At 64.8% G+C, this 20,282-nt stretch carries 20 protein-coding genes; 3 read left to right on the top strand and 17 right to left on the bottom strand.

What is annotated here, in order from left to right; genetic code table 11:
• Positions 1–74 precede the first annotated feature (74 nt).
• The 9 genes from rsfS to rplU all read right to left on the bottom strand — a co-directional run bounded on the left by rsfS (position 75) and on the right by rplU (position 6,983).
• Positions 75–452 carry a ribosome silencing factor gene (gene rsfS, locus C3E77_RS08420; protein ID WP_108391228.1) on the bottom strand — a complete coding sequence of 126 codons (378 nt, stop codon included), beginning with the start codon at positions 450–452 and terminating at the stop codon, positions 75–77.
• Between the two features lie 22 nt (positions 453–474).
• Positions 475–1,761 carry a hypothetical protein gene (locus tag C3E77_RS08425; RefSeq protein WP_108391229.1) on the bottom strand — a complete coding sequence of 429 codons (1,287 nt, stop codon included), beginning with the start codon at positions 1,759–1,761 and terminating at the stop codon, positions 475–477.
• A complete protein-coding gene (gene nadD / locus C3E77_RS08430) occupies positions 1,758–2,357 on the bottom strand; it encodes a nicotinate-nucleotide adenylyltransferase (protein ID WP_108391230.1) in 600 nt (199 codons plus the stop codon). The genes C3E77_RS08425 and nadD overlap by 4 nt, the downstream gene beginning before the upstream one ends.
• Before the next feature lie 7 nt (positions 2,358–2,364).
• Positions 2,365–2,562 (bottom strand): hypothetical protein, encoded by a 198-nt coding sequence (locus C3E77_RS08435; RefSeq protein WP_108391231.1) that lies wholly within the window; start codon positions 2,560–2,562, stop codon positions 2,365–2,367.
• Between the two features lie 53 nt (positions 2,563–2,615).
• The gene (locus tag C3E77_RS08440) at positions 2,616–3,929 is read right to left on the bottom strand and encodes a glutamate-5-semialdehyde dehydrogenase (protein WP_108391232.1); all 1,314 of its coding nucleotides are present in this window, start codon (positions 3,927–3,929) and stop codon (positions 2,616–2,618) included.
• A gap of 10 nt (positions 3,930–3,939) precedes the next feature.
• Positions 3,940–4,749, bottom strand: coding sequence for a glutamate 5-kinase (gene proB / locus C3E77_RS08445; RefSeq protein WP_108391233.1), 810 nt, complete (start codon positions 4,747–4,749; stop codon positions 3,940–3,942).
• A gap of 3 nt (positions 4,750–4,752) precedes the next feature.
• Positions 4,753–6,309, bottom strand: coding sequence for a GTPase ObgE (gene obgE / locus C3E77_RS08450; RefSeq protein ID WP_108391234.1), 1,557 nt, complete (start codon positions 6,307–6,309; stop codon positions 4,753–4,755).
• Between the two features lie 86 nt (positions 6,310–6,395).
• A complete protein-coding gene (gene rpmA, locus C3E77_RS08455) occupies positions 6,396–6,656 on the bottom strand; it encodes a 50S ribosomal protein L27 (protein WP_108391235.1) in 261 nt (86 codons plus the stop codon).
• Between the two features lie 18 nt (positions 6,657–6,674).
• A complete protein-coding gene (gene rplU, locus C3E77_RS08460) occupies positions 6,675–6,983 on the bottom strand; it encodes a 50S ribosomal protein L21 (protein ID WP_108391236.1) in 309 nt (102 codons plus the stop codon).
• A 219-nt stretch (positions 6,984–7,202) separates the two neighbouring features.
• Here rplU and C3E77_RS08465 point away from each other — a divergent pair, with 219 nt between their 5' ends.
• A complete protein-coding gene (locus C3E77_RS08465) occupies positions 7,203–7,487 on the top strand; it encodes a DUF4031 domain-containing protein (RefSeq protein ID WP_108391237.1) in 285 nt (94 codons plus the stop codon).
• 27 nt (positions 7,488–7,514) lie between these two features.
• Here C3E77_RS08465 and C3E77_RS08470 read toward each other — a convergent pair whose 3' ends face one another.
• The gene (locus tag C3E77_RS08470) at positions 7,515–10,256 is read right to left on the bottom strand and encodes an Rne/Rng family ribonuclease (RefSeq protein ID WP_108391238.1); all 2,742 of its coding nucleotides are present in this window, start codon (positions 10,254–10,256) and stop codon (positions 7,515–7,517) included.
• A 579-nt stretch (positions 10,257–10,835) separates the two neighbouring features.
• Between C3E77_RS08470 and C3E77_RS08475 the strand changes: the two genes are divergently transcribed.
• The gene (locus tag C3E77_RS08475; protein WP_108391239.1) at positions 10,836–11,435 is read left to right on the top strand and encodes a vitamin K epoxide reductase family protein; all 600 of its coding nucleotides are present in this window, start codon (positions 10,836–10,838) and stop codon (positions 11,433–11,435) included.
• Between the two features lie 145 nt (positions 11,436–11,580).
• Here C3E77_RS08475 and ndk read toward each other — a convergent pair whose 3' ends face one another.
• The 6 genes from ndk to C3E77_RS08505 form a co-directional block, all read right to left on the bottom strand.
• Entirely contained in the window at positions 11,581–11,997 is a 417-nt protein-coding gene (gene ndk, locus C3E77_RS08480; protein ID WP_108391240.1) for a nucleoside-diphosphate kinase, read from the bottom strand.
• A complete protein-coding gene (locus C3E77_RS08485) occupies positions 11,987–12,340 on the bottom strand; it encodes a DUF4233 domain-containing protein (protein WP_158270246.1) in 354 nt (117 codons plus the stop codon). Before C3E77_RS08485 ends, ndk begins: the two co-directional genes overlap by 11 nt.
• Positions 12,341–12,357: 17 nt before the next feature.
• Positions 12,358–13,722: a bifunctional folylpolyglutamate synthase/dihydrofolate synthase gene (locus C3E77_RS08490; protein WP_108391242.1), complete on the bottom strand. Its 1,365-nt coding sequence runs from the start codon at positions 13,720–13,722 to the stop codon at positions 12,358–12,360.
• On the bottom strand, positions 13,715–17,128 hold the full coding sequence (ileS, locus tag C3E77_RS08495) for an isoleucine--tRNA ligase (protein ID WP_108391243.1): 3,414 nt from the start codon (positions 17,126–17,128) through the stop codon (positions 13,715–13,717). The genes C3E77_RS08490 and ileS overlap by 8 nt, the downstream gene beginning before the upstream one ends.
• Before the next feature lie 263 nt (positions 17,129–17,391).
• The gene (locus C3E77_RS08500; protein WP_108391244.1) at positions 17,392–18,393 is read right to left on the bottom strand and encodes a DUF1648 domain-containing protein; all 1,002 of its coding nucleotides are present in this window, start codon (positions 18,391–18,393) and stop codon (positions 17,392–17,394) included.
• Positions 18,390–18,740: a GntR family transcriptional regulator gene (locus tag C3E77_RS08505; RefSeq protein ID WP_108391245.1), complete on the bottom strand. Its 351-nt coding sequence runs from the start codon at positions 18,738–18,740 to the stop codon at positions 18,390–18,392. The genes C3E77_RS08500 and C3E77_RS08505 overlap by 4 nt, the downstream gene beginning before the upstream one ends.
• Before the next feature lie 80 nt (positions 18,741–18,820).
• Between C3E77_RS08505 and C3E77_RS08510 the strand changes: the two genes are divergently transcribed.
• The gene (locus tag C3E77_RS08510; protein ID WP_108393192.1) at positions 18,821–19,552 is read left to right on the top strand and encodes an AAA family ATPase; all 732 of its coding nucleotides are present in this window, start codon (positions 18,821–18,823) and stop codon (positions 19,550–19,552) included.
• Positions 19,553–19,566: 14 nt separating this feature from the next.
• On the opposite strand, the gene C3E77_RS08515 is transcribed toward C3E77_RS08510, so the two are convergent.
• Positions 19,567–20,172, bottom strand: coding sequence for an acyl-CoA-like ligand-binding transcription factor (locus tag C3E77_RS08515; protein ID WP_108391246.1), 606 nt, complete (start codon positions 20,170–20,172; stop codon positions 19,567–19,569).
• Positions 20,173–20,282: the final 110 nt, after the last annotated feature.

Raw genomic sequence — 20,282 nt, forward strand, 5'->3', positions numbered from 1 at the left:
TTCGATCGCTCGAAGCAACCTGTTTAGATTACTACACAATCCGAAATGTTCCGAATCGAGCGGCAACCCGGGGGCTACTCAGCCGAGGCTCGCGCCGGCTCAGCGATGGGAATGACCGGGCAGTCCTTCCAGAGGCGCTCGAGCGAGTAGTACAGTCGCTCTTCCTCGTGGAATACGTGCACGACGAGGTCGCCGAAGTCGATGAGGACCCAGCGGCCTTCGGATCGGCCTTCACGCCGAAGCGTCTTGTGACCCGCTGCGTTGAGCTGGTCTTCGATCTCGCCGGCGACGGCCATGACGTTGCGCTCGTTGCGACCCGTCGCGATAAAGAAAATGTCGACAAACGGCAACGGCTCGGAGACGTCAAGAGCGACGAGGTCTTCGGCACCCTTGTCCTGCGCTGCCGCAACGGCGATGTTCAGTTGTTCGATGGTTGATTCACGTGCTGTCACTGGGAAGTGGCCTTTCTGGGGGCTATCGCGACTGGAAAGCGCCGGCCGCGATACCGACGATGATGACCGACAGCACGGCGACGGCCAGCACACCGGCGGTGATCGCCAGGATGAGGAGGAGTCGGTTGCTGCGGGCAGGAGCTGGAGGGGTAATCACATCGCGCGTAGCGGTGTGTGTCGACACAGCGCGGCTGGCGGAGACCGGTGTCCCCGCGGTTGCCGGCCGTGCTTCGTCTTCTTCGTCGAACATCGAATCGATGTCGGACCTGTCAAAGCCACTCGGGTGTTTACCCGTTGAGCCTGTGCCGGTCGAGATGTCGATCGAGCCGGTGATAACGACGCCGCCCTGTGCCGTGAGCGGTCCGGTGAACGGGTCGCCCGTCGGCATGGATGGAAGGATCAGCGAGCTGGTTCCGACACCGTTGCCGGCTTCCTCGAGGCCGCGGGCGATGATCTGGTCGAAGGGCTCCTCGAGCTCGGTGTCGATCTCGCTGAGTACCGGGGCGGGGCGTTCACTGACCGCTGCGCCGAAGTTACTGGCCAGCTGCGGCTCTTCGTCGTCATCGGTGTGGGGCGCGGAGGTGTCGCTTTCGTCATCGTCGACGACCGGAAGGCCGAACGACGTGCGCTTCTTCGCCGGGGCCTCATCGTCACTCTCACTGACGACGACAAGTCCCGGAGTCTCGTGGTCGACGGCACCGGCTCGGGCAGCGGATGCCGGAACAAACGACGGCAGGCGCGACGACTTGGGCGCCCCCGCGGTCTCCTCGACCGGTGGGGCCTTGCGAGCCCGAGGTTTCCGGTCGGGCCTGGCGTCCTGATCGTCGTCAACCGCGTCGTCGTCGACTGGATCGCTGTCACTAGGCTCGTGGTCTACCGGCTCACTGTCACCTGGCTCAGTGGCGACCGCGTCATTCTCAACGCGCTCGTTCTCGGCGGGAGCCTTGCTCGCAGGAGCAACGACAGGGGCCTGACTCGCGGCGGAGTTTTTCTCTCCGGACCGGGCATCGCCGGGTTCGACGAGCGGCGGGATGATGGTGACGGATGCCGTCCGCACGCGTTCGAGGTCACGCGCCTGTCGCCGGGTCAGCTGCGACCCTTCGGCTGCCGCGCGCTCGAGCGCTTCAACTTCTTCGGCCGTCATCGACGGCTCGGGCTGCGAGCCGGACACGTTGGGTATCGCCCCACCTGACACAGGAGTCGTGGTGGAGACGCGACGTGACTTCGTTTCGGGGGTCACGTCAGTCGTTCGCTGCTGCTCACGCAGCTGGCGACGAGAGAGCGGTTGCTCGTCGGGCAGCGGGGTCATGCAATACTCCGATACAGGTGGTGTTTGGTGATGTACTGAACGACACCGTCGGGAACCAAATACCAGACCGGGAATCCCCGGCTCACCCGGCTCCGACAGTCGGTCGACGATATCGCCAGGGCCGGAACTTCCAACAAGCTTACGTCTTGAGGCGGTAATCCCGAAACGCTGAGCGGATGTCCCGGTCGACTCACAGCCACGAAGTGGGCGAGAGACCAGAGCTCCTCGACGTCTTTCCAGTTAAAAATCTGTGCAACGGCATCCGCACCGGTGATGAAGAACAGTTCAGCATCCGGGCGATTCCGGTGGATGTCGCGAAGCGTATCGATCGTGTACGTCGTGCCTTCGCGGTCGACGTCGACCCGGCTGACCGTGAATCTGGGGTTCGACGCTGTCGCGATGACCGTCATGAGATAGCGGTGCTCGGCCGGGGTGACAACGTTCTTGTGCCACGGTCGGCCCGTCGGCACGAAGATGACCTCGTCGAGATCGAACGACTGGGCAACCTCACTGGCGGCGACAAGGTGGCCGTTGTGGATGGGATCGAAGGTTCCACCCATAACGCCCACTCGTGGCCGGCGCGACGCGACTGCCATTGTGGGGCTAGTGACCGTGTCCGGGTTCTGCCGCGGCTTGTCCCGAGGCCTTGGCGCTGTGCCGGTTTGCAACGTCGCGGTAGCTGAACGTCGCGACGCCGAGGAAGATGAAGACAATGAGAGCGATGACGCCGTACATCCAGGTGGGCATGGGCAGCTCCACGTGTGATACTGCTTCGGCGAGAAGGGTCGTCGCATACGACATGTGTGCTCCATTCAGTTCCGGCGGGGTGACCACGCCACCATTCAGTCTAACGACTATCCGCGCACCTGGCCGGTACCCCGGACCGTCCACTTGGTGCTCGTGAGTTCGGAGACCCCCATCGGGCCCCTGGCGTGGAGCTTCTGCGTTGAGATTCCCACCTCTGCACCGAAGCCGAACTCGCCACCGTCGGTAAATCGCGTCGAAGCGTTCACCATCACGACAGCTGAATCCACCTCAGCCAGGAACCGCTCGGCGCTTGACACGCTCTCGGTGATGATCGATTCGGTGTGCCCGGTGGAGTACTGGCTGATGTGGTCGATCGCCTCGTCGAGGCCGTCCACCACCCTGACCGAGATGTCGAGGCTCATGTGCTCTGTTGCCCAGTCCTCCTCGGTCGCGACGAGGGCATCAGGCCAGATGGCACGCGTCGCATCGTCAGCGTGGATTGTGACACCGGATTCCGCCAACCGCGCGAGCACGCCCGGAAGCAACCGGTCTGCGGCTGCGGCGTGCACCAGAACGGTCTCAACGGCGTTGCACACGCTGGGACGCTGCACCTTGGCGTTGTGCACGATGTCCGTTGCCCAGTCCTCCCGAGCCGACTCGTCGAGGTAAATGTGGACAACGCCAGCCCCGGTCTCGATCACAGGAACGCGCGACTCGGTCACCACCGCCTGGATGAGTGACGCACTCCCCCTCGGAACGAGAACGTCGACGAGGCCGCGCGCCTGCATCAGCCGCGTCGCGCCGTCCCGACCGAACTCGTCGATGGTCTGCGCGGCGCCCGAAGGCAGTCCTACCGAGCCGAGGGCATCCTGAATCACCTCAACGAGCCTGCCGTTCGTGTTCTCGGCAGCGGAACCGCCACGCAGAACGACAGCGTTACCGCTCTTGATCGCGAGTGCGGCGATGTCGATGGTGACGTTGGGGCGCGCCTCATAAATCGCCCCGACGACGCCGAACGGCACCCGGATCTGGTCGATGCGCACGCCGTTGGGCAGGCGCGAGCCGCGAACGCTCTGTCCGATCGGGTCGGTCAGTACCATGATTTCGCGAATCGCCACAGCGAGGGCGTCCAGTCGGCTCTCGTCGAGGCGCAGCCTGTCCAGCAGGCCGACAGCCAGCCCGTTTGCGCGTCCGTTCTCGAGGTCCTTCGCGTTCGCGGCGAGGATCTTCTCACTTGCCTCAGAGAGTCCGACGGCCATCGCTTCGAGGGCGGCGTTTTTCAGATCCCCGGATGCCGTCGCCAGCACGCGGGATGCGTCGCGCGCTCGGAGGAGGCGCTCGTCGAACGACACCCCGTGGCCGGGATCGGCGAGTGAGCTCGCGGTGGACGAAGCGATGTCTACGGCAGCGGTGTCGGTCATAAGACCGATATTAGCCAGCCGCAGGCGTACGTTCGACCCGTTCCGCCGGCACGAACCACGTTCCGACGGCTTCACCGTTCAAAGCGCGAGCAACATTGTCCGTCGACGTGATGAGGACGCCGGCTCCCGCATCGGCGGCAAGGCGGGCCGCAGACACCTTGGTGGATGCTCCCCCGGTCCCGACGCCGACAGCTCCGGCGCCGCCGAACGTCACACCGATGAGGGCGTCTCCGCGCTCCACCCGGCTGATCGGTTCGGCGCCGGCCTCGGCTGGAGGCTTCGTGTAGAGCGCGTCCACATCGCTGAGCAGCACGAGCGCGTCAGCGTGAATGAGGATCGACACGAGTGCAGCGAGCCGATCGTTGTCACCGAAACGGATCTCGTGTGTAGCAACTGTGTCGTTCTCGTTGACAATGGGAAGGATCCTGAGCGCGAGCAACCGCTCCATGGCGCGCTGGGCGTTCGAGCGGTGAGCGTCGTTCTCGAGATCACCCGCGGTGAGCAACACCTGTCCGGCTACGATCCCGTAGCGGTCAAGGCTGTCCTGGTAGCGGTAGATGAGCACGTTCTGCCCCACCGCCGCCGCGGCCTGCTGGGTAGCGAGGTCGACCGGCCGGTTGGTGAGCGCCAGGTACGGCATCCCGGTCGCGATCGCACCGCTCGAGACGAGAACGATCTCGGCGCCCCGCCCGTGGGCCGCGGCAAGCGCGTCCACGAGCGGTGCAATCTGACCGGCGTTGTCCCCGCTGATCGACGATGATCCCACCTTGACGACAACCCGCCTGGCCGAAGCCAGGTCGGACCGATCAGCTACCGTCATGACCTATTTTTCTCCCTCAGCGCTGGCTGCTTCGGCGGCCGCGCGTTCTTCATCCTCGTACTGGTCGCGCCACAGCCCGGCTTCCCGTTCGCGAACCATTTCGGCACGCGCTTCGGTTTTCGCATCCATCCGCTCGAAGTACTCCTCGCGGCGCTGGTTGCGGGTCGGGCGGTTGTTCGCGTCGAGCCTCGCATCGAGTCCACGAGGAGTCGTGATCATCTCGGCGGACGAGGTCAGCGTCGGCTCCCAGTCGAAGACCACACCGTTGTCAGAACCGATGATGACCGTGGATCCACCGACAGCACCCGCCTTGAAGAGGCCATCTTCGACGCCGAGCTTCGCGAGGCGGTCGGCAAGGTAGCCCACTGCTTCGTCGTTCGTGAAGTCGGTCTGCTGCACCCAGCGCTCGGGCTTGGCGCCACGAACACGGTAGATGTTGCCGAAGCTGCCGCCCTCGACGGTGACCGTGAACTTGGACTCGTCGACGGGACGGGGGCGGATGACGATGCGGGGGTGTGCGGCTTCGTGCTCGGCCTTGGCCTTGCGTTCGGCCTCGACCAGGTCGCCCAGTGCGTAGGAGAGCTGGCGCAATCCCTCGTGGCTGACCGTCGAGATCTCGAACACGCGGTATCCGCGGGCTTCGAGTTCGGGCTTGACCAGCTCGGCGAGGTCCTTGCCCTCTGGAACGTCCACTTTATTGAGCGCGATCAGCTGGGGGCGCTCAAGGAGCGGCGTCTGGCCCTCAGGTACCGGGTACGCGCCGAGCTCACCGAGGATGATGTCGAGGTCGCTGATCGGGTCACGACCCGGCTCGAGGGTCGCGCAGTCGAGGACGTGCACGAGGGCAGAGCAGCGCTCAACGTGACGGAGGAACTCGAGTCCGAGTCCCCTGCCCTCGCTCGCGCCCTCGATGAGTCCGGGGACGTCGGCGACGGTGTAGCGGATCTCTCCGGCCTGGACGACGCCGAGGTTGGGGTGCAGAGTCGTGAAGGGGTAGTCGGCGATCTTCGGCTTCGCAGCGCTCATGGCGGCGATCAGGCTCGACTTTCCGGCAGAGGGGTAACCGACGAGTGCGACGTCGGCAACAACCTTGAGCTCGAGGGTGAACGACCCCTCCTGCCCGAGCGTGCCGAGCAGAGCGAACCCGGGAGCCTTCCGCTTGGTGGTCGAGAGAGCCGCGTTGCCGAGGCCACCCTGTCCACCCTGCGCGATGACGTAACGGATGCCTGGCTCGGCGAAGTCGATCAGTTCGTTGCCATCGGCGTCCTTGACGACGGTTCCGACCGGTACGGGCAGTTCGAGTTCTTCACCCGTCGTCCCCGCGCGGTGGTCGCCCATGCCTGGGCCACCGTTCGGTGAGCTCCGGTGCGGTGAGCGGTGGTAGTTGAGAAGTGTCGTGACCTGCGGGTCAGAAACGAGGACGATGTCGCCACCGTTACCGCCATTTCCACCATCAGGTCCGGCAAGCGGCTTGAACTTCTCCCGACGCACAGACACGCATCCGTTACCGCCGTTTCCAGCACGCAGGTGCAATGTCACCTGATCGACGAATGTGGCCACGAGAGCCCTCCAAATTAGTTTGTTCTTCTACATAAAAAACTCAGGGGCGAGCCGAAGCTCGCCCCTGAGACACATCGAACTGATGCCTATTCGGCAGCTGCCGTCACGATGTTGATGACCTTGCGGCCGCCCTTCGCGCCGAACTCGACGGCTCCTGCCTCGAGGGCGAAGAGCGTGTCGTCACCGCCGCGTCCGACGTTGACGCCGGGGTGGAAGTGCGTGCCGCGCTGGCGAACGATGATCTCGCCTGCTGAGACAACCTGACCGCCAAAGCGCTTCACGCCGAGGCGCTGTGCGTTGGAGTCGCGACCGTTGCGAGTGGAACTCGCGCCCTTTTTGTGTGCCATCTCTGTTCTCCCTCAGGCTTACTTGATGCCGGTGATCTTGACGCGTGTGAGCTCCTGACGGTGCCCCTGACGCTTCTTGTAACCGGTCTTGTTCTTGAACTTCTGGATGTGAATCTTGGGGCCGCGGAGGTTCTCGATGAACTCAGCCGTGACTGTGACCTTTGCGAGCGACTCGGCGTCAGTGGTGATCTTGTCACCGTCGACGAGGAGAACAGCGGCCAGTTCGACCTTGCCGTCCTTGATGCTCTTGACGCGGTCCATCGTCACAATGGTGCCGACCTCTACCTTTTCCTGCCGACCACCGGCGCGCACTACTGCGTAAACCACTTCTCGTACCTACTTCTCTTGGGAGCTTGTGCTCCGAGTTGAATCTGTCAAGGAATATTCACTGTGCGGTAGACCCCAGCGGGAAGGGAGGTCAAGCTGACAGAAAACCATGGGCAAAACGCGGGATAAGCCAACGTGCACCAACAGGAAACTTTACTTGATCACACCCGATCTCACAAATGCACGCCCAGCCGTGTCGCAATTCGTAGACTTCACATCATGACCGTGCTCATCGACACTCCGTTATGGCCGGCACACAACACACTCTGGTCCCACCTCATCAGCGATGTTTCTCTCGATGAGTTGCACGCGTTCGCCGCACGTCATTCACTCCCCCGGCGCAGCTTCGACCTCGATCACTATGACGTGCCGCAGGAACGCTTCGAGGAGCTGGTCGCCGGTGGTGCCGTACCGGTGAGCGCGAATGTCCTCGTCCGCCGGCTGATCGAGAGCAACCTCAGGGTGACGGCGAAGGAACGCAAACGGCGGTCGACCCTCGGGTGAGGGCGACCGCCGTTTCGTCGTTACTCGTTAGTCAGCAGCCGGGGCGGATGTTCCGGCGTCTGCGTCGTGAGCGACAGGAGTCCCGGTCAGGCCGGCTGTCGTAACCCGGCGACGACGTGCGCGGCCGGTTCCGGGAAGCTTGGGCTCCGGAAGCGCGTCGAGCACTGAGCCGAGGAGGTCCTCTGCGTCGCGCGGGTCGACTCTCTTCGCCTTGCGTGCGGGCTCGAGGGGGATGTCGAGGATCGACAGCGCGTCCCGGGCGTCCGTACGGGAATCGGCAACCTGGGGCTCGGGGGCCGGCCTGCTGGTGTCCGGTTTGCTCGTTTCCGGCCGGCTGGCAGGAGCCGAGCTCTCGGCACGAGAGTCAGGCGCAGCTTCCTCGGCCTGGCCTGCTGAGCCGCCACCCGAGTTCCCCTGTGCCGATCCGGCGCCACGGTTCTGGCTCTTCTGGTTCTTCCGGCGTTCGTTGCGTCGCTCGCTGCGTGACTCATTGCGTCGCTCGCTGGCTGCGGGCTGCTCCGTCACCTGATCGGTCGACTGTGCGTCGTCCGCGTGAACAACGATCGTTGATGCGGCGATCTTCGCGAGGGCGTTCTTCGCGTCATCGGTGATGGCGTGTGTCGGTGCCTTCGGTGCCTGGCCGGCGTTGTTTCCTCCGCCGTTGCCGTTGGTGTTGCCACCGTTGCCGTTTCCATTGCCATTGCTGTTCGAGGTGCCACCCTTGCCGCGACGCTTGGTCTCGGGCTGGGGGGTCTGGCGGTGCTTGACGATCGGATCGTGGTGCACGATGACACCGCGTCCTGCACACACCTCGCATGGCTCACTGAATGACTCGAGCAGGCCAAGGCCCAGCTTCTTGCGCGTCATCTGAACGAGACCGAGCGAGGTCACCTCGGCGACCTGGTGCTTGGTCCGGTCACGGCTGAGGCACTCGATCAGGCGGCGCAAAACGAGATCGCGGTTGGATTCAAGCACCATGTCGATGAAGTCGACGACGATGATTCCACCGATGTCGCGCAGCCGAAGCTGGCGGACGATCTCCTCGGCGGATTCGAGGTTGTTCTTCGTTACCGTCTCCTCGAGGTTTCCGCCTGAACCGACGAATTTTCCCGTGTTGACGTCGACGACGGTCATCGCCTCGGTGCGGTCAATGACGAGCGATCCACCGGAGGGCAGCCAGACCTTGCGGTCGAGGGCCTTCTCGATCTGTTCCGTGATGCGGTACTCGTCGAAGACGTCCCGGTTTCCCTCGTAGCGCTCGACGCGCTCGAGGAGGTCGGGCGCGACGCCACGAAGGTAGCTTTCGATGACTTCCTGCGCGTCATCGCCGGCGATAAGCATCTTCTGGAAGTCCTCGTTGAACACATCGCGGACGATCTTGATCAGCAGGTCAGGCTCGGAGTGCAGCAGAGCTGGCGCCTGAACGCTCTCCATCTGCCGTGAGATCTCTGCCCACTGGTTGATCAGGCGATTGACGTCGAGCGTGAGCTGCTCCTCGGTTGCACCCTCAGCAGCGGTGCGCACGATGACGCCGACGTTGTCGGGAAGCACCTCTTTGAGGATCTTCTTGAGGCGCGCGCGTTCGGTGTCAGGAAGCTTGCGTGAGATGCCGTTCATCGAGCCGTTGGGCACGTAGACGAGGTAACGGCCGGGAAGCGACACCTGGCTGGTCAGTCGAGCACCCTTGTGTCCGACCGGGTCCTTGGTGACCTGGACGAGAACGCGGTCGCCCGGCTTGAGCGCCAGTTCGATGCGGCGCGGCTGGTTTCCGGTCTCTGCGGCGTCCCAGTCGACTTCGCCCGAGTACAGCACGGCGTTGCGTCCGCGTCCGATGTCGACGAAGGCTGCTTCCATGCTCGGCAGCACGTTCTGTACGCGGCCAAGGTAGACGTTTCCGATGAGGGATGCCTCTTCGTTACGCGCGACGTAGTGCTCAACGAGAACGCCGTCTTCGAGGACGCCGATCTGAATCTTGTTGCTCTTCGAGCGGACGATCATCGTGCGGTCGACCGACTCGCGACGGGCGAGGAACTCTGCCTCGGTGACAACCGGGCGGCGGCGTCCGGCATCACGGCCGTCGCGTCGTCGCTGTTTCTTCGCTTCGAGGCGCGTCGAGCCCTTGATGCGCTGCGGCTCGGTGATCTGCTCGACCTCGCGCGGCTGTTCCCGCGGCTGCCTGACCTTGACCACGGTGTTGGCCGGATCGTTTTGTCCTGAACGGCGTTCGTCGCCCGAGCGGCGGCGGGCGCGGCGGCGGACCGTCGACGGCTCGTCGTCCTCGTCATCGTCATCGTCGATCACGTCATCGCGATAATCACGCGCGGGGAGCGGCTTGACGTCGGGCGCCTGGAAGAACAGCGCTGTCGTCGGCGCTGTGGAGTACGCGGCGAAGATGCCGGACGCCGTGCTCCCAGCGGTCTTCGCGGGCTCGGCAGCGTTTGTTGCTGACTGCTCGCCAGCAGTCTCGGCTTCGGGCTGAGGGGCGTCGGCGACATCGCCAGCGGCGTCGTGGGCTGCGGACTCGTCATCGGCTGCAACGCCCTCGGGGGCCACAGGCTCGGCGTCGGATGACGACGCACCCTCGGCGTCAGCGCGTTGAGGTGCGTCTTGCTCGCCGAGTCCGTCTGATGCGGCATCCGGTGCCTGAATGCCAGCACTCGGCGTCAGGAACGCCTGCTCCTCGGCTACCTGATTCTCGGTGCTTTCGAGCGCTGCGCCCTCGCTGTTGGTTGATGTGTCGGCCGTGTTATCAAAATTTTCATTCACCATTCCTGGTGCACTCCTCATCCGGCACGGCAGCCGCGCTGCCCATCCGGGAACTCTCGAGCGGTTTCTCGCTTTCGCGTACTCCCCGCAAATCCTGTACGTCCACGACCGGCCCTGTGGCTCTGGTCGCGTACCTTCTTTGTCGGCCGTACCCCTTCGAGTTGTGACCGACGAACACTTTTGTCTCAAACACTGGGCGAACGCTGTTTCATTACGAGCGCCGTGCCCAATAAGCCTTCTGTTGTACGACCCTAGAGCGCGGCCCTATGGTCGTCCATTCATTATCGCACGGCGGGCGTGCTCAGAGCGATTCTCCCGGCTCGCGCCGCAACACTGTGTCGTTCTCTTGCCGTTCCCTGGAGACGTGAGCCGCGAAGGGCTTTGCTCGGACACAAACGGCCACTCGCATCGCCCGCGGGCCTTGCTCGGACACAAACGGTCGCACTTCTCACGAAAGTGCAGCCCTTTCTGTCCGAGCAGCGACTGACCAGCCATTTGTGACCGAGCAGCGGATGCCGTGCCGCCCCGGACGCGCGGCGGCGTGCCGCGCCGCACCCCGCCTGCGTGTCGTACCCTCGAATCGTGAGCCGCGACGAGACCAACACCCGACCGACTGTCCTCGCAGTCTTTCTCATCCTCGCGGGCATCATCGGTGAGATCGCCGCTTTCGCCCTCACGGTCGAGAAGATTCACACACTGTCATCGCCCGGCGAGTCGCTGTCGTGCGACTTCAGCGTCCTCGTGCAGTGCGGCGCCAACCTCGAGTCCTGGCAGGGCTCGGTATTCGGTTTCCCCAACCCGCTGCTCGGCCTCGCGGGCTGGGCCGCTCCGATCGCCGTCGGCATCAGCATCCTCGCCGGTGCCCGCTTCGCGCGCTGGTACTGGGCGCTATTCAACCTGGGCCTCGCCGGCGCTCTCGCTTTCGTGATCTGGCTGATCTCCCAGAGCATCTTCGTGCTCGGGACCCTGTGCCCGTGGTGCATGGTCACCTGGTCGGTGACCATCCCCGCGTTCCTCGCCGTGACCCTCTACAACCTGAAAGCCGGGAATCTTCCCGCACCGGCCGGCGTGCGCCGGGCAGCCGGGGCGCTCTACGGCTGGCTCGTGCCGCTCACCCTGGCCTGCTACCTGATCGTCGCCGTGATCGCGCAGGTGCGCCTCGATGTCCTGCAGCACCTCTAACGAGCGGGGTCGCAGGGTAACGGCATAACGCGCAGCGACACAGCGCCTGTTAACGACACGGCGCTCGTTTAAACGACACAGCGCCAGTTAACGACACAGCGAGGCGCCCGTTCCCGGGTCGCCTCGCTGTGTTGAGGTGGATCGGTTACTTGAACCAGAGCGCGAGTTCGCGCGCCGCCGACTCAGGGCTGTCCGAGCCGTGAACCAGGTTCTGCTGAACCTTCAGGCCCCAGTCGCGACCGAAGTCTCCACGGATGGTGCCGGGAGCTGCCGTCGTCGGGTCTGTCGTACCCGCGAGGCTGCGGAAGCCCTCGATCACGCGGTCACCGGCGACGCGAATCGCGACGATCGGACCTGACAGCATGAACTCGACGAGCGGCTCGTAGAACGGCTTGCCCTCGTGCTCGGCGTAGTGCGCCGCGAGCACCGATCGGTCGGGCTGAACGAGACGGATGTCGACGAGCGAGTAGCCCTTCGCCTCAATACGCGCGAGGATCGCTCCGGTCAGGTTGCGTGCGACACCGTCCGGCTTGACCAGAACGAGTGTTTCTTCAACTGCCATGTGTTTCGTCTCCCAATTGCGCTGCGGCCGCTTTTTCGCGGTCGATCCGACCGCCAGCCACCATGGAGTAAACCCACATGCCGGCAAAAAGCGCACCAATAATGAACATGATCGGCACCAGGATGCCGGTAGCAACGATAACGCCTTGCAGCACCCAGCCCGCAATGATGCCCCAGCGGTAGCGGAGCCCGGCGAGGGCCACCAGGATCGCGACACAGATCGCTGCGCCGCCCCCGAGGGCCACCGGAGCAGGAAGCACCTTGAGCCCGAAGGCCACCAGCGCGGCGAGGAACATCACGATGAGTTCAAAGCCAAGGACGATCGACGCGAGGGATTGCCTCACGCTCTGTCGCTGTCGTCTCATGACTTCTTCCACTCTCCGGCTTCGGCCAGCTCGATGACCTCGCCTGCGAGAACGACAGAGCCGGTGACGACGACGAGCCTCGACGGGCCGTCATTCGCCCATTCGCGTGCGGCGAAGACCGCGTCTTCCACGGTGTCGTACGCGTGAATGAGTCCGGGATCTGCGACAGCCGCTGCACGCCTGGCGAGAGAAGCGGCAGGGATGGACCGTTCGGACGACGGTTCGGTCACGTGGATGCGTGCCGCAATCGGCGCGAGCACGGAGAGGATTCCCTCGGCGTCCTTGTCTCCGAGTACACCGACGACGAAGACGGTCTCGGCGAAGTCGAAGTACTTCCCAAGCGCGGCGGCGAGTGATCGTGCGCCGTGCGGGTTGTGCGCCGCATCGATGAGAACCGTCGGCTCGATGCCGACGAGTTGAAGCCGCCCGGGAGTGGTGATCTCCGAGAGCCCCTCGACCAGTGGCTCCGTCGAGAGCGGCTGGCTGCCGTCGCCGAGGAATGTCTCGACCGCGGCGATGGCGACCGCCGCGTTCTGACCCTGGTGGTCACCGTAGAGCGGGAGGAAGAGGTCGTTGTACTCCCCCGCCCGTCCGCGCACGCTGATCACCTGGCCGCCGACGGCGACATGATCCGCCGTCAATGCGAAGTCGACGTCCTGTGCGATGACGGGCGCTTCGTCCCGTTCTGCCGCCTTCACGATCTCTGCCATGGCGTCGGGATGCTGCGCCGCGGTGACGACGGTAGCGGCCGGCTTGATGATGCCCGCCTTGGTTCGCGCGATCTCTGCAATGGTCGACCCGAGTCGGGCAACGTGGTCGAGATCGATCGGGGTGAACACGGCAATCTGCGCATCGGCGACATTGGTGGAATCCCACTCACCGCCCATCCCGACCTCGATCACACCGACGTCGATCGGCGCATCAGCGAAGCTCGCATAAGCGAGCACGGTGAGCACCTCAAAGAAGGTCAGCGGCACGTCACCGGCGTTTTCAAGCTCGAGGTCGACCATCTCGACGTACGTCCGAATGTCTTCCCAGTTGCGGGCGAGGGCCTCGTTCGAGATCGGTTCACCGTCGATAACGATGCGCTCGTTAAAGCTCACAAGGTGCGGGCTCGTAAAGAGTCCGGTCCGGAGCCCGTAGGCACGGAGAATTCCCTCGATCAGCCGGCTCGTGCTCGTCTTGCCGTTGGTTCCCGTGAGCTGGATGATCGGGAACGCCCGTTGCGGGTCGCCGAGCAGGTCGAGCACCCTGCGGGTCGGCTCCAGCCGCGGCCGAGGAGCCTGCTCGCCCGTTCGGGCGAGCAGGTCCTCGTAGACAGCCTGTCCTTCATCGGCAAATTCGTCGTCAATTTCAGACATTGATGCTCCTGGTAGCGCGGCGAACGGCCACGATGAACGGTCCGGCGTTGGCGAACTGTCCCTTGGCGAACTCCTGGTAGAACTCCGGCTGGTCGTCGAGAAGCTCGGGGAGCCACTCCGCCGGTGTACCGGCACGGCGCGCGTCGTCGATTTCGGCGAACGCGTGGATCGAGGTGGTCGTCGCGAGCGTCTCCGCGGCGATGTCGACCTCGGTGACGAAGGTCACGGCATCCGCATCTTCCGGGCTCTCAAAAACGAGGCCGAGGCGGATGCGGTCGCTGACGTCGAATCCGGCAGCCTTGCGGGTGTCCTGCACGGCACGGACGACGTCCCGAGCGAGACCCTCGGCCTCGAGTTCGGGGGTGGTGTGCGTGTCGAGCAGCACGAATCCCCCGCCGGGCAGCAGAGCGAGCGCCTGCTCGGCGCTGCCCTCAACCGCGGCGGTTTCGAGAACGAGCTCGAATTCGCCGTCCTGGAGTTCGATGCCTCCGGCGGTGACGACACCGTCGGTCTCGGACCAGTCCCCGGCACGGGCCGCCTTGATCACGGTCTGCACGTTCTTGCCGAGACGCGGCCCGGCGGCACGAGCGTTGACGGTGAGCTTCGACGTGATGCCGTAGTCGCCGGCGCTGGAGTCGGTGAGCGTGACGAACTCGACGTTCTTGACGTTGACCTCATCGCGGAGGATGTCGCCGAACCGTTCGAGGTGCTCAGGGTCGGGTGAGACAACGGTGAGCGTCGCGAGCGGGAGACGCACGCGTCGACCGGCTTGCTTCCGGAGGGAGAGCACGGTTGAGCTGATGGCGCGGATGGCGTCCATCGACGCAACCAGCACATCGTCCTCGTTGAAGGCGTTCAGGTCGGGCCAGTCCTCGAGGTGCACGCTGCGGCCACCGGTGAGGTCCTTCCAGATCCGCTCGGACACCAGCGGGAGGAGCGGCGCGGATGCCCGCGTGATCGTCTCGAGCACGGTGTACAGCGTGTCGAACGCCTCGGTTCCGTTGCCGTTCTCGTCGACCCCGGTCCAGAACCGCTCCCGCGACCGACGCACGTACCAGTTGGTGAGCACATCGGCGAAGTCCCGCAGGGTCGCCGCTGCCAGCGTCGAGTCAAGGTTCTCGAGGTGAGTGCCGACCTCCTCGACGACGAGGCGGGTCTTCGCGAGGATGTACCGGTCGAGGACGTCGGTCGAGTCGGTGCGCCACGAGGCGTCGTATCCACCGTCGCGAGCGGTGTTGGCGTAGAGGCTGAAGAAGTACCACGTGCTCCAGAGCGGAAGCAGCATCTGGCGAACACCCTCGCGGATGCCCTCCTCTGTGACGATGAGGTTGCCGCCGCGCAGGACGGAACTCGACATCAGGAACCAGCGCATGGCATCCGAGCCGTCACGATCGAAGACCTCGTTGACGTCCGGGTAGTTACGGAGCGACTTCGACATCTTCTGCCCGTCGCTGCCGAGCACGATGCCGTGGCTGAGCACGTTCTTGTACGCGGGCCGGTCGAACAACGCGGTCGAGAGCACGTGGAGGGTGTAGAACCAGCCACGCGTCTGCCCGATGTACTCGACGATGAAGTCGGCCGGGTTGTGCGAGTCGAACCACTCGCGGTTCTCGAACGGGTAGTGCACCTGGGCGAACGGCATCGAGCCGGAGTCGAACCAGACGTCGAGGACGTCGGTGATGCGCCGCATGGTCGACTGCCCGGTGGGGTCGTCGGGGTTCGGGCGCGTCAGCTCGTCAATGTACGGCCGGTGCAGGTCGGTCGGGCGAACGCCGAAGTCCTGCTCGAGCTCGTCGAGCGACCCATACACGTCAACGCGCGGGTACTCGGGGTTATCGCTCTTCCACACGGGGATCGGTGAACCCCAGTACCTGTTTCGGCTGATAGACCAGTCACGGGCGTTGCCGATCCACTTGCCGAACTGGCCGTGCTTGACGTTGTCCGGCACCCAGTTGATGTCCTCGTTGAGGTCGACCATCCGGTCCCGGAAGTCGGGCACACGGATGAACCAGCTCGACACCGCCTTGTAGATGAGTGGGTTGCGGCAGCGCCAGCAGTGCGGGTACGAGTGCTCGTAGCTCGCCTGGCGGAGCAGGCGTCCCTCCGACTTGATCAGCTGGGTCAGCGGCTTGTTGGCGTCTGACCACAGCAGCCCCGCGACATCCGTCACCGCGGGCAGGAACTTTCCGCCGTCATCGACAGAGATGATGACGGGGATGCCTGCTGCCTCACAGATCTTCTGGTCCTCTTCACCGTATGCCGGCGACTGGTGCACGATGCCGGTTCCGTCTTCGAGGGTGACGTAGTCGGCGACGAGGATCCGCCACGCGTTCTGCATGCCGTACTCCTCGACATCCGAGTAATAGTCGAAGAGACGGTCGTAGGTGACGTCCTCGAGCTCGGACCCGAGCAGCGTCCGCGACACGGCCGCGAGGGCGTCTTCCGCAGAGTCATACCCGAGGTCCTTGGCGTAGTTACCGACGAGCGCCGTTGCGAGCAGGTACTGCCCGCCGAGCACCTCGGTGAGGCCGGCGTCGTCTCCCGCTTTCTCGCGCAGCACAGTGGCATCCGGTGTTCCATGCGGGCCGGCGGGCACAACGGCATATTCGATGTCGGGTCCGACGGCCAGCGCGGCGTTGGTCGGCAGGGTCCACGGCGTCGTCGTCCAGGCCAGCGCACGCACGCCGGTGAGGCCGAGCGACTCGGCCTTGATGCCAACGAGCGGGAAAGTGACGGTGACCGTCTGGTCCTGGCGCATCTTGTAGACGTCGTCATCCATGCGGAGCTCGTGGTTCGACAACGGAGTCTGGTCGCGCCAGCAGTACGGCAGCACGCGGTAGCCCTCGTAGGCGAGTCCCTTGTCGTGCAGCTGCTTGAACGCCCAGATGACACTCTCCATGAAGGTGATGTCGAGCGTCTTGTAGTCGTTGTCGAAATCGACCCAGCGAGCCTGGCGGGTGACGTACCGCTCCCAGTCCTCGGTGTACTTGAGCACCGCGTCCTTCGCAGCACCGTTGAACGCCGCGATGCCCATCTCTTCGATCTGGGCCTTGTCGGTGATGCCGAGCTGGCGCTCCGCCTCGAGTTCGGCGGGCAGTCCGTGGGTGTCCCAGCCGAAGCGGCGGTGCACCTGCTTGCCTCGCATCGTCTGGAAACGCGGGAAGAGGTCCTTCGCGTATCCGGTGAGCAGGTGGCCGTAGTGCGGCAGGCCGTTCGCGAACGGCGGGCCGTCGTAGAAGACCCACTCATCGGCGCCCTCGCGCTGGGCGACGGATGCCTCGAAGGTTCCGTCGTTCTTCCAGAACTCGAGGATCTGGTTCTCGATGTCGGGGAACTTCGGCGAGGGGGTCACGCCGAAGGCGGACCCGGCGTTCGGCGAATCGTCGTTCGACTTGGGGTAAGGCATTTTTCTCCCGGCAGGTTCAGTGTTCACCTGCGAGGGCGGATCGTTTCCGATCCGCGGTACCACCTCGCTTGCCGCTTGTGACGGCCGCTCGTTCATTGGCTGTGACGGGCCAGCCCCGTTCGGTTCTACTGGGCTCCGCAGGTGCACGGTGCTGTTCTTCCGAAGACTCCCCGGTGATGGCCGGTTCACAGTCGCTTCCTCAAGGATAGCGGGGATTTCCGGCCGCCGGGGAGTCAGTGCCTTTCGGCGTGGTGCGGATGCCGTCAGGCGGCAGAGCGAGCGACAAGCGTCTGCATCACACGGGCGGCCGTCTCGGCGTCATCAACGGTCACGACGAGTCGCTTGCCGTTGCGTCTGGTGACCTCGATCGCCTCACCGGCGCGGAGGATGATTCCCGTTCGCCTGCCAGGGGCCACGCGCCAGCCCCAGCCACCGAAATCGGCGGTCGGGTTGACCCGCACAACGCGGACGTCGGCAACCTCGTTGGCCGGAATGCTGACCTGGGGCCAGCCCAGGATCCCGCGCACGGCGAAACCACGTCGGTCGGCACGCACCCGCCAGAACGACATCCCGACCGACAGGAGCAGTACGAACACGGCGAGACCGAGAGCGAACGGCAGGCCTGATGACGACCCACGCGCTGTGGCGATGGCGTTTCCGACGGTGAGCGCGACAACGAGAGCCAGCACCACAACAATGCCCCCGGAGATCCGCACGGTCCGCGACCAGTAGACATTCTCGGTCGGAGCGAGGTCGAGCGGCTCGACCTCGGTCTCCTCGTCGAAGCTGGCCGGCACGGCCCTGGGCAGGACGAACCAGGCGACGGCAGCGAGCAGAACGCCGCCGATTGCGCCGACGATCATCGGCGTCGCGATGTTCGGAGCGGCGGCTGCATCGCTCAACCCTCGCTGCGCAGCGAGCGAGCCGATGACACCAATGGTCAACAGGACGCTCAGGAACATCCGCGTGACGACGATGATCTTCTCAGTGCTGGTGAGCCCGCCGCGCTGGGGTGCGCCGCGGAGTGACAACCCGCTCGCCACAGTGACCACGGTGACGATGGCCAGCGGCATCAGGATCATGATCCATACGCTGCCGAATCCGTCGGCACCGTTGCTGTCCCAGTGGATAGCAACGGGATCTGGGAGGTCGGGCAGCCAGGTCAGAGCGACGATCGCCCCGACGAGGGCGATGAGGATCGGCAGGATCACGCCGATGACCAGGTATCGGCGTCGGCCTGGCATCGTCTGGGGTGCGGTGGTCATCGAAGGGCCTCTCGGAGTAGTGCGGTTACGGTATCTGGACTGAGTTCGAGGATGCGTGCTTCAGCGACAACGGCGTCGATCGCGGCGCTGAGCTGCGAGTAGCGGGCGGCGCGGTCGGTGACAACGGCGCCGCGCCCCCTCCGGAGGTCGACGAGACCTTCGTCGCGGAGCACCTGATACGCCCGGAGGACTGTGTGCACGTTGATCTCGAGCGACTCCGCGAGTTCGCGAGCCGCCGGGAGCCGCTCCCCCGCTTTCACGTCACCGGAGATGGCGGCGGCGCGGATGCTCGCGGCGAGCTGGTCAAACAGCGGTGTGGTCGACGACTGGTCGATTCGAAGGAGCATGGGTCCATTCTATAGTTCTAGTTCAACTAGAACAAGTGGCAATCTGGCTGATTGCCGAACCCGCCTGCAACAATGGCCGGATGACCCGTGCCGATCCGTTTGCCGACACCCGGCTCGTGCGAGACATTCGCCGCATCACCGACGTCGCAGTCCCCGGCGACCAGTGGCCGGCAACCATCCCCGCCATCGCGGCCGTGCTCGACTCGGGGCTCCCACTCGGCAACGGCGTCACATTCCTCGTCGGCGAAAACGGCAGCGGCAAGTCCACCCTGATCGAGGCTGCGGCGGCCGCGTACGGCCTCGGCCCCGAGGGCGGCACGATCAACTCGGCGCACGAGACCAGGCGGACTGAGTCACCCCTCGGCGATTGGATCACCCTCGCCAAACGCCCCGGTGCGGCAAAGTGGGGCTTCTTCCTTCGCGCCGAGACGATGCACGGCTACTACACCTTCCAGGATTCGCTCGAGGGCGGCCACGACTTCCACAGCATGAGTCACGGCGAATCGTTCCTCGCTGTGGCCGAGACCTACCTGACCCGACCCGGTTTCTACTGCCTCGACGAGCCGGAGGCAGCCCTGAGTTTCAGTTCGACCCTCGCGATGATCGGGGTGCTCGGCGACCTCGTCGCCAATGGGTCGCAAGTGCTTTGCGCGACACACTCCCCCGTGCTCGCATCACTTCCCGGCGCGACGATCTACGAACTCGGCGATCACGGCATCCGCCGCGCCGACTGGGAAGACCTCGATCTCGTCACCCACTGGAAGTCCTACCTCGATGCGCCTGGACGCTACCTGCGTCACATCCTCGACTGACCGCCGGCACTGGGTCAGACCGCGTCGGCGAAACCCGCGCAGACCGGACCGACGGCCTCATCGACGTAATCCGCGAGCGGGCGCCTGGTGACGCCGGCGTTCGCCCAGACACCGGCTGCAGCCGCTGCCGCGCCGAGCACCGCAAAGGCAATGGCCTGCGGGAGCAGCACTCCCGCTGAGCCATCCGTCCGGCGCTCAACGAAATCCCGGATGACCGTGCTCTGCTTCATCAAACGCCGGAGCCCGGATGCCTCGAGGTCCTCACGAGTGCCCATGAGGTCGACCTGCGTCAACGCCCACGGCACACGATCGCCGGGATGGGACCGCGCAACACGCACGACTGCGTTGCGCACGGCATCCATCACGGGCTCGGTCGCATCCGCTGCCGCGAGCTCATCGGCGAGCCGGGCGAGTGTCTCGTCGAAGTCGATCCAGAGCACGTCGGACTTGGAGCCGAAGTAGTTGAAGAAGGTGTTCCGACTGACGCCGGCTCGCTGTGCGATCTGGTCGACCGTCGTCCCTGCGTAGGTCTGCTCGAGGAACAGCTCGGCGGCCGCCTCCTCAAGCGTGCGCTTCGATGATCGCCTCGGTCGCCCGACCTGCACGGTGTTCTCGCTCAATGGGTCCTCCTTACGAGATCGTATCGACCCGGGGCACGCCGTCCCCGCTGCCCATCGACGGAAACCGAATCCACCTGTGCTCCCACACCGGCAGCCGAGTCGGGGGCATC

Source organism: Mycetocola zhujimingii, assembly GCF_003065425.1.
Classification (GTDB): Bacteria; Actinomycetota; Actinomycetes; order Actinomycetales; family Microbacteriaceae; genus Mycetocola_A; species Mycetocola_A zhujimingii.

Excerpts from the sequence above, each read along its gene's own strand:
- C3E77_RS08505 (WP_108391245.1), bottom strand. The coding sequence starts at position 18,740 with ATGCTCCTTCGAATCGACCAGTCGTCGACCACACCGCTGTTTGACCAG.
- C3E77_RS08490 (WP_108391242.1), bottom strand. The coding sequence starts at position 13,722 with ATGTCTGAAATTGACGACGAATTTGCCGATGAAGGACAGGCTGTCTAC.
- C3E77_RS08435 (WP_108391231.1), bottom strand. The coding sequence starts at position 2,562 with ATGTCGTATGCGACGACCCTTCTCGCCGAAGCAGTATCACACGTGGAG.
- ndk (WP_108391240.1), bottom strand. The coding sequence starts at position 11,997 with ATGGCAGTTGAAGAAACACTCGTTCTGGTCAAGCCGGACGGTGTCGCA.
- C3E77_RS08440 (WP_108391232.1), bottom strand. The coding sequence starts at position 3,929 with ATGACCGACACCGCTGCCGTAGACATCGCTTCGTCCACCGCGAGCTCA.
- C3E77_RS08425 (WP_108391229.1), bottom strand. The coding sequence starts at position 1,761 with ATGACCCCGCTGCCCGACGAGCAACCGCTCTCTCGTCGCCAGCTGCGT.
- C3E77_RS08470 (WP_108391238.1), bottom strand. The coding sequence starts at position 10,256 with ATGGTGAATGAAAATTTTGATAACACGGCCGACACATCAACCAACAGC.
- C3E77_RS08510 (WP_108393192.1), top strand. The coding sequence starts at position 18,821 with ATGACCCGTGCCGATCCGTTTGCCGACACCCGGCTCGTGCGAGACATT.
- ileS (WP_108391243.1), bottom strand. The coding sequence starts at position 17,128 with ATGCCTTACCCCAAGTCGAACGACGATTCGCCGAACGCCGGGTCCGCC.
- proB (WP_108391233.1), bottom strand. The coding sequence starts at position 4,749 with ATGACGGTAGCTGATCGGTCCGACCTGGCTTCGGCCAGGCGGGTTGTC.
- rpmA (WP_108391235.1), bottom strand. The coding sequence starts at position 6,656 with ATGGCACACAAAAAGGGCGCGAGTTCCACTCGCAACGGTCGCGACTCC.
- C3E77_RS08465 (WP_108391237.1), top strand. The coding sequence starts at position 7,203 with ATGACCGTGCTCATCGACACTCCGTTATGGCCGGCACACAACACACTC.
- nadD (WP_108391230.1), bottom strand. The coding sequence starts at position 2,357 with ATGGCAGTCGCGTCGCGCCGGCCACGAGTGGGCGTTATGGGTGGAACC.
- C3E77_RS08500 (WP_108391244.1), bottom strand. The coding sequence starts at position 18,393 with ATGACCACCGCACCCCAGACGATGCCAGGCCGACGCCGATACCTGGTC.